This is a genomic window from Streptomyces sp. NPDC002643 (assembly GCF_053592555.1).
Window position 1 is genome coordinate 93,942 of sequence record NZ_JBSFVY010000019.1, and the last position, 13,329, is coordinate 107,270.

A 13,329-nucleotide genomic window follows, 5' to 3' on the forward strand; every position below is an offset into this window, starting at 1 on the left:
CCCGCGCCCGGGCCGCCCCCCCGCCCGGCCGGGGGGGGGGGGGGGGGGGGCCGGTGGGGGGGGGGGGGGGGGGGCTGGTCGCGCAGTTCCCCGCGCCCCTAAAAGCATGGGTGCGGCCCGGTTTTTCAGGGGCGCGGGGAACTGCGTGAGCGACCACGCGGGCAGCCGCAGACGCCATACGACCCGCACCCCCGAGTTCTCACGCGGCGGCCCAGCGGCGCAGCCCTACTGCTGGGGGTGGTGCGCCGGGATCGCCGGGAGGTCGCCCGTGGTCTCGTACGCGGTCAGCATGTCGATGCGACGGATATGCCGTTCGTCGCCGGAGAACGGCGTGTTGAGGAAGATCTCCACGAACTTGGTGGACTCCTCCTGGGAGTGCATGCGCGCACCCACGGCCACGACGTTCGCGTTGTTGTGCTCACGGCCCAGCGCGGCGGTCTGCTCGCTCCACGCGAGAGCGGCGCGGACGCCGGCGACCTTGTTCGCGGCGATCTGCTCCCCGTTCCCGGAGCCGCCGATGACGATGCCGAGGGACCCGGGGTCGGCGGCCGTACGCTCGGCCGCGCGGAGGCAGAACGGCGGGTAGTCGTCCTGGGCGTCGTAGATGTGGGGCCCGCAGTCGACGGGCTCATGGCCGGCGGCCTTCAGCCACTCGACGAGGTGGTTCTTGAGTTCGTATCCGGCGTGATCCGAGCCGAGGTAGACGCGCATGGTCAGAGTGTGACACGCCGGTTTCGATGGGGCGCGCGCGGGGAGGCGCCCGATAAAACATGAGCTTCACCACAGAACCTCAAGTAAACCTCAAGTAACAATCAGGATTCAAAGGTTCTGGATTCTCTTTACCTCCGATTCACTGGGTAGACGCTCAAACCCCACGTCCCCCACGGCGTAAGGAAAGTCCCCATGGCCTCACAGCCGACTCTGCCGCCCCCGACGGGCTCCCCGGGTTCCCCCGACTCCCCCACCTCGTCGTCGCCCGGTCTGCACGCCGGACTGAAGAACCGTCATCTGTCGATGATCGCGATCGGTGGTGTGATCGGAGCGGGCCTGTTCGTCGGGTCCTCCTCCGGTATCGCGACCGCCGGTCCCGGCATCCTGCTGTCGTACGCCCTGGTGGGCACGATGGTGGTGCTGGTGATGCGGATGCTGGGCGAGATGTCCGCCGCCCATCCGACCTCGGGGTCGTTCTCCGCACACGCCGACCGGGCGCTGGGGCGCTGGGCGGGGTTCTCGATCGGCTGGCTGTACTGGTTCTTCTGGGTCGTCGTGCTCGCGGTCGAGGCGACCGCGGGTGCGGTGATCCTGGAGGGCTGGATTCCGCAGGTGCCCCAGTGGGGCTGGGCACTGATCGTGATGGTGGTGCTGACCGCCACCAATCTCGTCTCCGTCGGCTCCTACGGGGAGTTCGAGTTCTGGTTCGCGGGGATCAAGGTCGTCGCGATCGCCGCGTTCATCGTCGTCGGCGGACTGGCGATCTTCGGGCTGCTGCCGGGCGTCGACGCCGAGAAGGCCGGGCTGTCCAATCTGACCGACCACAGCGGCTTCCTGCCCAACGGGCCCGGCGCGATCCTTATCGGTGTGCTGCTGGTCGTCTTCTCCTTCATGGGCAGCGAGATCGCCACGCTGGCGGCTGGGGAGACCGAGAACCCGCAGAGGGCGGTCACCAAGTCGACCAACAGCATCATCTGGCGGATCGCCGTCTTCTACCTCGGCTCGATCTTCGTCGTGGTGGCGCTGCTGCCGTGGAACGACCCGTCGATCAAGGAGAAGGGCTCCTACGTCGCCGCCCTGGACTCCCTGGGCATCGCGCACGCCGGGCAGATCATGAACTTCATCGTGCTCACGTCGGTGTTGTCCTGTCTCAACTCCGGTCTCTACACCGCCTCCCGGATGGCGTTCTCGCTGGGTGAGCGCGGGGACGCGCCGGCCGCCTTCGGCCGTACGAACGCCCGGGGTGTGCCGATGGCCGCGATCCTCTCCTCGGTCGTCTTCGGCTTCGTGGCCGTGATCTTCAACTACTTCTTCCCCGAGGGGGTCTTCCTCTTCCTGGTCAACTCCTCCGGTGCCGTCGCCCTGTTCGTCTGGCTGGTGATCTGCTTCTCGCAGCTGCGGATGCGGAAGATCATCGAGCGGGAGAGTCCGGAGAAGCTCGTCGTGCGGATGTGGCTGTACCCGTATCTGACCTGGGCCACCATCGGGCTGATCCTCTTCGTCCTCGGCTACATGCTGACCGACACCGAGCACGGCAATCGCGAGATCCTGCTGCTGTCACTGCTGGTCGCGGCGGTCGTCGTGGGGATCGCGCTGGTGAAGGAGAGCGTCGGGGGGCGTAAGGCCGCCGCCGAGGTGAGCGGGAGCACCGCCGAGGTGAGCGGCGCCGGCACCGACAAGGTCGGCGACTCGGTGCGCTGAGGCGGGTCATGGGGCGGGGGAAGCCCCGAATCCGCAGGACCACGACTCAGTGACGGGCCTCGCTTCTTGAGGCCCGTCACTTCATTCGCCGTGCCACTTCGTGAGCAGGGTCACTTCTTGAGCATGGTCACTTCTTGAGCCGCGTCACTTCTTGAGGAGCTTCCAGGCCGTCGGCAGCAGGCCCATCGCCAGGGCCGCCTTGAGGGCGTCGCCGATCAGGAAGGGGGTGATGCCGGCGGCTACGGCGGCGGAGAGGGAGAGGTCGGCGGTGACGGCCAAGTAGGGGACGCCGATGGCGTAGATGATCGCCGAGCCCAGGACCATCGTGCCGGCCATGCGCGGCATCGAGCGGTCGGCGCCCCGGCGGGCGAGGGCGCCCACGGCGGCGGAGGCGAGGATCATGCCGAGGATGTAGCCGAAGGACACGCTCACGCCGGAGGCACCGCCCGCGAACCACGGCACACCGGCGAGTCCGGCCAGCGCGTAGAGGACCAGCGAGGCGACACCGCGTCCGGCGCCGAGGGCCGTACCGACGAGGAGCGCGGCGAAGGTCTGGCCGGTCACCGGGACCGGGGAGCCCGGCACGGGCACGGAGATCTGGGCGGCGAGCCCGGTGAGCGCGGCACCGCCGACCACCAGCGCGATGTCCCGTACGCGGGAGGCGGGGAGCAGATCGGCGAGGACCTGTCCGGTGCGGGCGGGGGCGACGGCCGTACTCATGGGGACTCCGCGAGGTGAGAGTGAGGGTGAGGGCGCGATGCCGGTGTAGACGGCAACGAACCACGGCGACGGTATCCCGGAGGCCGTGCGCCGAACACCGTCAGCACTCGACAAGGGGCCGAACGCCTGCTTGATGGGTTCTCAACAAAGAGGGCGGGTTACACCGGGTACGGCGTGATACCGGTCACTGAGGTGGAGTGGCCTTCGCCACGCGGGTGGTGGCGACGGCGTCTGTAGGGTTTCACCAAAGGGGATGGATCACCCGCTCGCCCGTGGCGATCGATCACCGTCTCACCCCTGGCGGTCCCCGCCTCGCCCCTGGCGGTCGCCGCCTCGCCCGTCGATCGCCGTCTCGGCAGCGGTGGGCCGGTGTTGCCGGCTTCGAGCACATGGTTGGTTGCCCAGGCCCGGTACTTCACGTCGCGTCGCCGTGTCGATCCGCGACGCGTCGGTACGGCCGCCTGTCGCCGCTCCGGGTGAGGCGGCTCCGGCTGCCCCGCCTCTCAAGTCGGCGCAGCGTCGGACCCGTTCCCGAGGAAGATCGCCATGCCCCGTCGTACTGGAGCGGGCCGCCGTCAGGCTCGCGGAGCTGCTGGAGTGTGCTGTGTGGACAGCGAGCGGGGCCGCGCCGACCACTGGCGCACCGATGTCACCTTCGTCCTCAACCCGCCGAAGGCCACCACCCTCCGCAGCATCACCGTCCCGCCGTACGGCGACGCGACCCTGATCGCCAACTCGGCGGCGGCCCACCGGGACCCGCCACTGCTACTCGATCGAGGGCGACGCCTCGCACTGCACCTCGGGGGCGGCGCAGCACGGCCCTCAAGAGACTCTTGCTGTTAGCCTGCATTTGCAAGTAGGTTGCAATAACTGCCCGAGGGGACCCCACATGCCCGTCTACACGCTTCCTGAACTGCCGTACGACTACTCCGCGCTCGCGCCCGTGATCAGCCCCGAGATCATCGAGCTGCACCACGACAAGCACCACGCGGCGTATGTGAAGGGGGCCAACGACACGTTGGAGCAGTTGGCGGAGGCGCGGGACAAGGAGACATGGGGCTCCATCAACGGGCTGGAGAAGAACCTGGCCTTCCATCTCTCCGGGCACATCCTGCACAGCGTCTACTGGCAGAACATGACCGGCCCGAAGGACGGGGGCGGGGAGCCGCTGGCCGAGGACGGCGTGGGCGAGCTGGCGGACGCGATCACCGAGTCCTTCGGGTCGTTCGCGCACTTCAAGGCCCAGCTGTCCAAGGCGTCCGCGACCACCCAGGGCTCCGGCTGGGGCGTCCTCGCCTACGAGCCGCTGAGCGGGCGGCTGATCGTCGAGCAGGTCTACGACCACCAGGGCAACGTCGGCCAGGGCTCGACCCCGATCCTGGTCTTCGACGCCTGGGAGCACGCCTTCTATCTGCAGTACAGGAACCAGAAGGTCGACTTCATCGAGGCCATGTGGGCGGTCGTCAACTGGCAGGACGTGGCCCGGCGTTACGCGGCGGCCACATCCCGCGCCGATGTGTTGCTGCTGACTCCGTGAGGCGGAGAGGGGGGCAGTCCGGGACGTCCTGCTCGTGATCGTCTTCTCACCGCTCACCGGGCAGGCGGACAGAAGGAGAACCCCCGCGAGGACGTGACTCGCGGGGGTTCTCCGGTATGGGTTCAGACCAGGTTGCTGAAGTCGGGGCCCTTGGTGCGGGTGCGCTTGATCTCGTAGAAGCCCGGCACCGAGGCGACGAGGAGGGTGCCGTCCCAGAGCTTGGCGGCCTCCTCGCCCTGCGGGGTGGGGGTGACGACCGGGCCGAAGAAGGCGATCTGCTCGCCGTCCGAGCCGGGGACGGCGATGACCGGGGTGCCGACGTCCTGGCCGACCTTGTCGATGCCCTCCTTGTGCGAGGCGCGCAGCTGCGGCTCGTACGGGGTGGCGTCCCAGTGGTCCATGAGGGAGTCGGGCAGACCGACGTCCTTCAGGGCCGCGGCGACGGTCTCCTTCTCGGGGCCCTCGCCCTGGTTGTGGATACGGGTGCCCATCGCGGTGTAGAGGTCGCCGAGGACCTCGGCGCCGTGCTCCTCCTGAGCGGCTATGACGATCCGCACCGGCCCCCACGCCTTGGTCGCCAGGAGTTCGCGGTACTCCTCGGGCAGTTCGTCGATCTTGGGCTCATTGAGGACCGCGAGGCTCATCACATGCCAGCGGACCTCGATGTCGCGGACCTTCTCCACCTCCAGGACCCACCGGGAGGTCATCCAGGCCCAGGGGCACAGGGGGTCGAACCAGAAGTCGACGGGCGTCTTGCCGGTGGACTGCTCGGACATGCTTCTCCTCGGAGGAAAGGCCGTTGAGGGTCGGTTTACGGGTCAACAACCTCGGCAACACCGAGGACCACCCCGGCCATTCCCGTGGCACATGGGAGGATCGGGCTGTCCGCATTCTGAACACCACCCCGAGGGAGTGCCGCCCGTGCCCGGTGAGAATCTGACCCGCGACGAGGCCCAGGAGCGGGCAGCGCTGCTGTCCGTGGACGGCTACGAGGTCTCCCTCGACCTGCGGTCCGCCGTCGGTGCCTCCGGCGACCCGGGCGGCCCCGGCGGCCCCGGCGGCCCGGGTGGGGGCCCGCGCACCTTCCGCTCGGTGACGACCATCCGCTTCCGCTGCGCCGAGCCGGGCGCCTCCAGCTTCGCCGATCTGATCGCGCCGAGTGTGACGGCGATCTCCCTCAACGGCAAGGACCTCGACCCGAGCGAGGTCTTCGACGGCACCCGGATCGCCCTCGACGACCTGGCCGCCGAGAACGAGCTGGTGGTGGACGCCCAGTGCGCCTACTCCCGCACCGGCGAGGGCATGCACCGCTTCGTCGACCCCGAGGACGGCGAGGTCTACCTCTACACCCAGTACGAGCCCGCCGACTCCCGCCGGGTCTTCGCGGGCTTCGAACAGCCGGACCTGAAGGCCCCGTTCCGCTTCGAGGCGCGGGCGCCCGAGGGCTGGGTGGTGTGGAGCAACGGGCTCGGCGAGCTGACGGACGGCGTCTGGCGCTTCGCGGAGACCAAGCCGATCTCGACGTACATCACCTGTGTGGTGGCCGGCCCCTACCACTACGTCACGGACTCCTACTCCCGGACCTTCGACGACGGTACGACGCTGGAGATCCCCCTCGGCGCCCTGTGCCGCAAGGGGCTCGCCCCCCACTTCGACTCCGACGACGTCTTCCTGATCACCAAGCAGGGCCTGGACTTCTTCCACGACCACTTCGACTACCCGTACCCGTTCGGGAAGTACGACCAGGCGTTCGTGCCCGAGTACAACCTCGGCGCGATGGAGAACCCCGGACTGGTCACGTTCCGCGAGGAGTTCATCTTCCGGGGCAAGGTGACCCGGGCGTCGTACGAGCGGCGGGCCAACGTCATCCTGCACGAGATGGCGCACATGTGGTTCGGCGATCTGGTGACCATGGTGTGGTGGGACGACCTGTGGCTGAAGGAGTCCTTCGCCGACTTCATGGGCTCCTTCTCGTTGACCGAGGCCACCCGCTTCACCGACGGCTGGATCACCTTCGCCAACAACCGCAAGTCCTGGGCGTACCGCGCCGACCAGTTGCCCTCCACCCACCCCATCACGGCCGACATCCGTGACCTGGAGGACGCCAAGCTCAACTTCGACGGCATCACCTACGCCAAGGGCGCGTCCGTGCTCAAGCAGTTGGTGGCGTACGTGGGGCGCGAGGCGTTCCTGGAGGGCGCGCGGCGCTACTTCAAGCGGAACGCGTACGGCAATACGCGGCTCGGCGATCTGCTGTCGGTGCTTGAGGAGACCAGCGGGCGGGACATGGCGGCCTGGTCGCGGGCGTGGCTGCAGACGGCCGGGGTGAACTCCCTGACACCGCAGGTGCTCCTCGACGCCGAGGGCCGGATCGACGAGCTGGCCGTCGTCCAGGAGGCGCCCGAGTCGCACCCCGAGGAGCGGCCGCACCGGGTGGCGATCGGGCTGTACCGGCGTACGGGCGGGGGTGAGGTCGGTGGCGGGGGCGCGTTGGAGCGGTATGCGCGGGTCGAGGTGGATGTGGACGGGCCGCGTACGGTCGTGGGTGAGCTGGCCGGGGCCGGGGCGCCCGAGCTGGTGCTGGTCAACGACGACGATCTGACCTACTGCAAGATCCGTTTCGACGCCGGTTCGCTGGACACGCTGCGGGCCGGGCTCGGGGATGTCACCGATCCGCTGGCGCGGGCGCTGTGCTGGTCGGCGCTGTGGAATCTGACCCGGGACGCGTTGCTGCCGGCGCGTGACTTCGTGGACCTCGTGCTGCGGTTCGCCGGGCGGGAGTCCGACATCGGGGTGCTCCAGACGCTGCACGCCTGGGCGAACTCGGCCCTTACGTTCTACGCGGCGCCCGAGTGGCGGGAGACCGGGGGCCGGCTGCTGGCGGAGGGCGCCCTGCGTGAGCTGCGGGCGGCGGAGGCCGGGAGTCAGCATCAGCTGGCCTGGGCGAGGTTCTTCGCGGCCGTGGCGTCCTCCGAGGGTGATCTCGGCGTACTGCAAGGACTGTTGGCCGGGACCGAGAAGGTCGACGGGCTGGAGGTGGACCAGGAGCTGCGGTGGGCGTTCCTCGAACCGCTGGCCACGTACGGGATCGCCGGGGAGGGGGTGCTGGCCGCCGAGCTGGCCCGGGACGACACGGCGTCCGGGAAGCGGCACCAGGTGCGGTGCCTGGCGGCGCGGCCGTCCGCGGCGGTGAAGGCGCAGGCCTGGGCGACGGTGGTGGAGTCGGAGACGCTGTCGAACGCACTGGTGGAGGCGACGATCGCCGGGTTCGCGCGACCGTCCCAGCGGGGGCTGATCGCGCCGTACGCCTCGAAGTACTTCGAGGTGATCGAGCGGGTGTGGGCCGAGCGGTCGATCCAGATCGGGATGGATGTGGTGCGGGGGTTGTTCCCGTCGCTGCAGGACTCCCCGGAGACGCTGGCCGCGACGGATGCGTGGCTGGCCACGCACGAGTCAGCGGCGCCTGCCTTGCGGAGGCTGGTCATCGAGGCTCGGGATGATTTGGCGCGCGGGTTGCGGGGGCAGGAATGTGATGCGGCGGCGAGCAGCTACCGCTGAGCTGGGGGGATTGGGCACCCGGCAGCTGGAGCTGGGCGGGGGTGGGCCGCGCAACTCGGCGCCTACGAGGTGCCGCTGCGCCCACCCTCCCCCACGCTCGGCTTCGCTCGCGCGGGCGGTACCCCCATCGCCCCAGCGGCACGACTGCCCGCAGTTGAGCGCCCCGTAAGGGGCGCGGGGAACTGCGCGACCAGCCCCCACTCACCCGCAGTCGCCAGACAACCCGCACCCCCGAGCTATTGGGCGGCATTATCGGCTCTCGAACGGACGTGCTTTAGTGCTGTCTTGTCCGGATTTGTCGACGGAGTTGTAACAGCGCTCATGACGCGCCCCGGGCACGGGAAGCTCCCGGGCATGAACCACAACACCCCGCTCTCCCCCCGCCCCCTCCGCCGCCCGGCCGACGTCGGCCGCCGTGTGCTCACCGCCGCGCAGCTGCGGCAGCAGGGCGTCACCCCCGCAGAGATGAGCGAGCAGTGCCGCCCGGGCGGCGCCTGGCAGTTGATCCTCCCGGGGGTGTACCTGCTGCACCCGGGCCCGGCCACCCCCGAGGAGCGGCTGCACGCGGTGCTGTCGTACGCGACCCGGGGCCGGGAGGCCGCGCCGGGAGTCCCCGCGCAGCCGAACCGCGGTGAACACCAGGCCCAGCCCCCGGCCCGGTACACGGACGCGGTGATCACGGGGCTCGCCGCCCTCACCCTGCACGGCTTCTCGTCCGCTCCCCCGCTGCTCTCCCTGGACACCATCGACGTCCTGGTCCCCCGTATGCGGCGCCTGCGGAGCGTGGGATGCGCGCGGATCGTCCGTACGCCCGCCATGCCGACCCCGTCGTACATCACCGGCCTGCCCGTCGCCCCGGTGCCGCGCGCCCTCGCCGACGCCGTCGCGGAACTGACCGACGCGGTCGCCGTACGCCGGCTGCTGACGGAGGCGGTACGCGGCGGTCACACGGAACCGGCGGCCGTCGTACGGGAGTTGACGCAGGCGAGGCTGCTGAACCGGCAGCATGTCGTGGACGCCGTGGACTCGTTGCTCGCCGAGGGGCGGGCGATCGCGGAGGACCACCTGTACCGGATGGTCCGCGAGTACGCGCTCCCCGACCCGGTGTGGAACGTGGATCTGCGGCTGCCCGGCGGCCCGCACCTCGGCGGTCTCGACGCGTACTGGCCCGAGCAGGCCGTGGCCGTCGAGCTGGACACCCGGGCGCCGCGTCAGGAGGACGACGCCCTGTGGTCCGAGTACGCCCGTAAGCGGGAGACGTTGGAGCGGCTCGGCATCACCGTCGTCCACATCACTCCGAAGAAGCTCCGCGAGTCGCTGGAGCAGCAGGCGACGGTGGTGCGTACGGCGTTGATGGCGTCGTGCGACCGCGATCCGGCGGCGTATGTGGTGGTGCTGCCGCGATGACCGGGGTGACTGGATGACTTGATGACCAGGTCGCCGGTGGGGGCCGGTGACCAGGAGGAGGGGAGAGGAAGGGCCGCCGTCATGGACTTCGGCGGCCCTTCCTCATGCGTCTGACGTGCCTTCATACACCTGACGCGCCTTCATGGCCTGACGTGCGTTCATACGCCTCCTAGGCCTGACGCGCCGGCCTACTCCTGGTCGAACTCCGGGATGAGGTCGCCCACGAGGCGGATGCTGCGGAGTACGGCCTCGTGTGGTAGCGCTCCCACCTGGTGGAAGCACATCAGGCGGTCGATGCCGAGGTCGGCGTAGGCGCGGAGCTTCTTGCGGACGGTCTCGGGACTGCCGACGATCAGGGAGTCCTGGCCGGCGAGGGCGTCGAAGACCTCGTCGTCGGGGACCTGTTCGCCCTGGAGGATGCGGCCGATGACCATGAGGGCGGCGCTGGGGGTGCCGGCCGCCGCCATCTCCTTGCGGAGGAACTCCCCAGCGAGACCACCGCCGGACGGGTCGTCGATGAGGGCCTGCTCCCTGGCCCTCGTCTCCATGAAGGCGTCGGCGGCCTCGAAGAAGGTGAGCGCGCGGGCCGTGTACCAGGCGGCGGCCGTCGCCGCGCCGCCCCGCATGGCTTCCTCGTCGGTGTCCGCGCAGTGCACGAAGGTGAAGAAGGCGACCTGGTTGTTGACGAAGGACCCGACGGGCTGACGGCAGTCGTCAGCGGCGGCCCGGTACAGCTCGACGAGCCGGGCCACCCGTTCCAGCGGCTCCCAGAGGGTCGTACCGAGCACCCCGACACCCCGCCGTCCGGCCTCCTCGAAGGACGCCGGGCTGGAGGCGGCCTGCCAGAGGGGCGGGTGGGGGCGCTGGTAGGGGGCGGGCAGGACGGGCACCCCGTCGCTCACACTCGTGTCGCCGGTCCACATCTTCGGTACGACCTCGAAGGCGTCGCTCGTGCGGTCCCGCACGGTCGCCGGGTCGGCGCCGAAGAGCCGCCACTCCGGTGGGGTGGACCGGGTGAGGCCGATCTCGGCGCGGCCGGTGCTCAAGTGGTCCAGCATCGCGGCGCGTTCGGCGATCCGGATGGGGTGGTTGATCTCGCGCGGGGCCAGCACGGCGGCATGGCCGAGACGTATCCGCGAGGTCCGCTGCGACAGCGCGGCCAGCAGCAGCTCGGGCGCGGACGAGAGGCTGAACTCCTCCGCCCCGTGATGCTCGACCTGCCACCAGCATCCATAGCCCAACTCATCGGCGAGCACGGCCTGTTCGATGGCCTGCCGAATACGGACATGCTCATGCCCGGCTGCGCGGTCATCACTCTCCGGCCAGGGGCGGGGGTCCTGGATCTCGCTGAAGATGTCGATTCTCATCGGCGTGGGGCGGCCTTTCGGTGGTGCACGTGGGACATGGCACGTGGCATGTGGTGCGGTCGGGGGCCCTGCGCTGATCACGATACGACGGACAGATATCCGAATGTACCGATGTGGCCCCTCACTTCACCCGGCGCCGAGCCGGGCCCGAACGGTCTCGCCCACCTCGGGCCGCGACACAAGGACAGTGCGCATGGCGGCCCAACGTGGATGCGGACGACACGACGGCTCGAACCGGGCTTGTGGCTACGACAGTCGCACGAGAGCTGGGGCCGGGGCGACCTGGCGGAGGGTTCACTCGCAAGCGGGCCGTCGTGGGGCTCTTCGCCGCCGCGGTGCAACGCGCCGAGACTCGTCCCTCGCGGCAGCCACGCCAGAACCCGCCTCGGCTTCACCCCGCCGAACCGCCCGTACTCCAGCACAACGACGCCCTGGTCGGTCACCAGTACCACCCGCCGACTGGTGAGCGCGGCGGCTGCGATGGCAAGCGCCCTCATCGCGCAGGCCAACCATTCGCATGCAGCAGGAAATCGGCATACTCGGGGTCGACAGGACAGTGCGTCACCGTCGCGATCTCCGCGACACCCGGGGTAAGGCGTCCCGGCCTCTGCTGCACGGCGCCGCTCTTGCGCTGCTTCACGAGCCGCTTCCCTCCTGATGGCAGCAGCAGTGGAGACTCTGCCCGTGGACGACATCTGCCCCTGAGCAAAGGCGTCATTGGCGGCGTCCACATAGGCCGCGAACAGCTGGGCCTCCTCATCCGTCGCACGGTCGCGTCGACATGTTCGCCACCACCGGGAGCGGCGGCATGTGGGCCTTCACCGGCTACACCGGCGCGGCCTTCACCACGGCGACGCGGATCGCCGTCAGCGCCTTGGCCGACCGTGACCTGGTCAGTCTCGGCGACCACAACGCGGACGGCGAGCCCGATCTGCTCTACGGCACTCCCGATGTCACCGGCGACGGCATCCCCGACATCTGGACGCTGACGAGTGGCGGCAGCGTCAAGGTCTATGCCGGGGGCGCCAAGGCGCTCGGCAGTGGGGTCGAGGTGATCAGTGCCTCCAGCGGATGGGCGGCCAAACTCGCGTTCGGGTGACGCGAGTTCGGCCGGAGGGGGCGGAGTTCTAGTTCCCGCAGAACTCCGCCTCCACGATCGACAGGCTGTCGCCCGCCCAGTCGCTGTTGAAGTTGTAGGTGAGGGAGTGGGTGCCGTCCTCGGTGGTGGTGGTTTCGGAGAGGGAGCCGTGGATTCCGCCGCTGTGGCCCCAGAGTTGGATGCCGCAGGAGAGCTTGTAGGTGATGAGGCCGAGGCCGTAGCCGCCGTGCAGGTCGTCCACGGGGACCGTGGTCTTCATCTCCTTGAGCTGGCGCTTCGGGAGGAGTTCGCCCTTCAGCAGGGCGGAGAAGAAGCGGTTGAGGTCGGCCGGGTTGGAGATCAACTCGCCCGCCGCGTAGGCGATCGAGGGGTTGAGGTCGGTGACGTCGTACGTCTTGCCGGTCGTCGACTCGGCGAGTTTCGAGTAGGCGCGGCTGTGGGGGTCGGGGAGTCCTGGTCGCGTGCCGGGGATCTTGGTGGCGTGCAGGCGGAGGGGTTCGATGATGCGGTGGCGGACCTCGTCGCCGTACGGGTTGCCGGTGGCCTTCTCGATCACCATGCCGGCGAGGACGTAGTTGGTGTTGGAGTAGCTCCAGTCGGTGCCGGGGGCGAAGACCGGCTTGTGCTTCATGGCGATGCCGACCAGTTGGGCCGGTGTCCAGGTGCGGTAGCGGTTCTTGAGGAAGCCGTCGGCGAGGAAGACGTCCTTCACGAACTGCTCGTCGGAGGTGTAGTCGGCGATTCCGCTGGTGTGGTTGAGGAGTTGGCGCAGGGTCACCTCGCGGCCGTCGTGGCCGTGGCCCCGGACCAGGCCCGGCAGCCACGTGTCCACCGTGTCGTCCAGCGACAGACGGCCCTCGGCCTCCAACTGCAGCAGGACCGTGGAGACGAACGACTTGGTGATGCTGCCCGCGCGGAAGCGGTCATGGGCGCTGCGCGGGGCGCCCGACGCGAGGTCGCCGACGCCCGCCGTGGCCTTCCAGACGCCGTGCTCGTCCTTCGCCTGGAGGGCGATGCCGACGACGCCGTCCTTCACATTGGCGTCCATCGCCTCACGGACGGCCCGGTGACCCCCTCCGCCGGGGGACGGCGGTGCCGCCACCGCGGGCGCGGTCAGCGCCGCCGATGCCGCCAGCGCCGTGATCGTGAGCGCCGCGGCCAGCCGTCGCGTACGTACTGACATGGGTTCTCCCCCTTCGAATCCTTTGTCTACAGCCGAGAGATCACGA

At 69.6% G+C, this 13,329-nt stretch carries 10 protein-coding genes and 1 pseudogene; 6 read left to right on the forward strand and 5 right to left on the reverse strand.

Annotation, left to right across the window (positions count from 1 at the left end; genetic code table 11):
* Window positions 1–225: 225 nt before the first annotated feature.
* A complete protein-coding gene (locus ACWD4G_RS27450) occupies window positions 226–711 on the reverse strand; it encodes a ribose-5-phosphate isomerase (protein WP_451297888.1) in 486 nt (161 codons plus the stop codon).
* Window positions 712–903: 192 nt separating this feature from the next.
* Between ACWD4G_RS27450 and ACWD4G_RS27455 the strand changes: the two genes are divergently transcribed.
* Window positions 904–2,412: an amino acid permease gene (locus ACWD4G_RS27455; protein ID WP_451297890.1), complete on the forward strand. Its 1,509-nt coding sequence runs from the start codon at window positions 904–906 to the stop codon at window positions 2,410–2,412.
* Window positions 2,413–2,556: 144 nt separating this feature from the next.
* Here the strand turns inward: ACWD4G_RS27455 and ACWD4G_RS27460 are convergent, their stop codons facing one another.
* Window positions 2,557–3,132, reverse strand: coding sequence for a biotin transporter BioY (locus ACWD4G_RS27460; RefSeq protein WP_451297892.1), 576 nt, complete (start codon window positions 3,130–3,132; stop codon window positions 2,557–2,559).
* Window positions 3,133–3,678: 546 nt separating this feature from the next.
* Between ACWD4G_RS27460 and ACWD4G_RS27465 the strand changes: the two are divergent.
* Together ACWD4G_RS27465 and ACWD4G_RS27470 are read left to right on the forward strand one after the other, a co-directional pair.
* A pseudogene (locus ACWD4G_RS27465) lies at window positions 3,679–3,924 on the forward strand (TauD/TfdA family dioxygenase); the annotation flags it as partial.
* Window positions 3,925–4,021: 97 nt separating this feature from the next.
* Window positions 4,022–4,669 carry a superoxide dismutase gene (locus ACWD4G_RS27470; protein WP_451297894.1) on the forward strand — a complete coding sequence of 216 codons (648 nt, stop codon included), beginning with the start codon at window positions 4,022–4,024 and terminating at the stop codon, window positions 4,667–4,669.
* A 122-nt stretch (window positions 4,670–4,791) separates the two neighbouring features.
* On the opposite strand, the gene ACWD4G_RS27475 is transcribed toward ACWD4G_RS27470, so the two are convergent.
* Entirely contained in the window at window positions 4,792–5,445 is a 654-nt protein-coding gene (locus ACWD4G_RS27475) for a mycothiol-dependent nitroreductase Rv2466c family protein (RefSeq protein ID WP_451297896.1), read from the reverse strand.
* A 145-nt stretch (window positions 5,446–5,590) separates the two neighbouring features.
* Between ACWD4G_RS27475 and pepN the strand changes: the two genes are divergently transcribed.
* Together pepN and ACWD4G_RS27485 are read left to right on the forward strand one after the other, a co-directional pair.
* Complete coding sequence (pepN, locus tag ACWD4G_RS27480; protein WP_451297898.1) at window positions 5,591–8,227, forward strand: aminopeptidase N; 2,637 nt, start codon at window positions 5,591–5,593, stop codon at window positions 8,225–8,227.
* A gap of 354 nt (window positions 8,228–8,581) precedes the next feature.
* Window positions 8,582–9,634, forward strand: coding sequence for a hypothetical protein (locus tag ACWD4G_RS27485; protein WP_451297900.1), 1,053 nt, complete (start codon window positions 8,582–8,584; stop codon window positions 9,632–9,634).
* A gap of 188 nt (window positions 9,635–9,822) precedes the next feature.
* On the opposite strand, the gene ACWD4G_RS27490 is transcribed toward ACWD4G_RS27485, so the two are convergent.
* Complete coding sequence (locus tag ACWD4G_RS27490) at window positions 9,823–11,001, reverse strand: LLM class flavin-dependent oxidoreductase (protein WP_451297902.1); 1,179 nt, start codon at window positions 10,999–11,001, stop codon at window positions 9,823–9,825.
* A 781-nt stretch (window positions 11,002–11,782) separates the two neighbouring features.
* Here ACWD4G_RS27490 and ACWD4G_RS27495 point away from each other — a divergent pair.
* Window positions 11,783–12,100 (forward strand): hypothetical protein, encoded by a 318-nt coding sequence (locus ACWD4G_RS27495; RefSeq protein ID WP_451297904.1) that lies wholly within the window; start codon window positions 11,783–11,785, stop codon window positions 12,098–12,100.
* Between the two features lie 28 nt (window positions 12,101–12,128).
* Here ACWD4G_RS27495 and ACWD4G_RS27500 read toward each other — a convergent pair whose 3' ends face one another.
* Complete coding sequence (locus ACWD4G_RS27500; protein ID WP_451297906.1) at window positions 12,129–13,283, reverse strand: serine hydrolase domain-containing protein; 1,155 nt, start codon at window positions 13,281–13,283, stop codon at window positions 12,129–12,131.
* Between the last annotated feature and the right edge of the window lie 46 nt (window positions 13,284–13,329).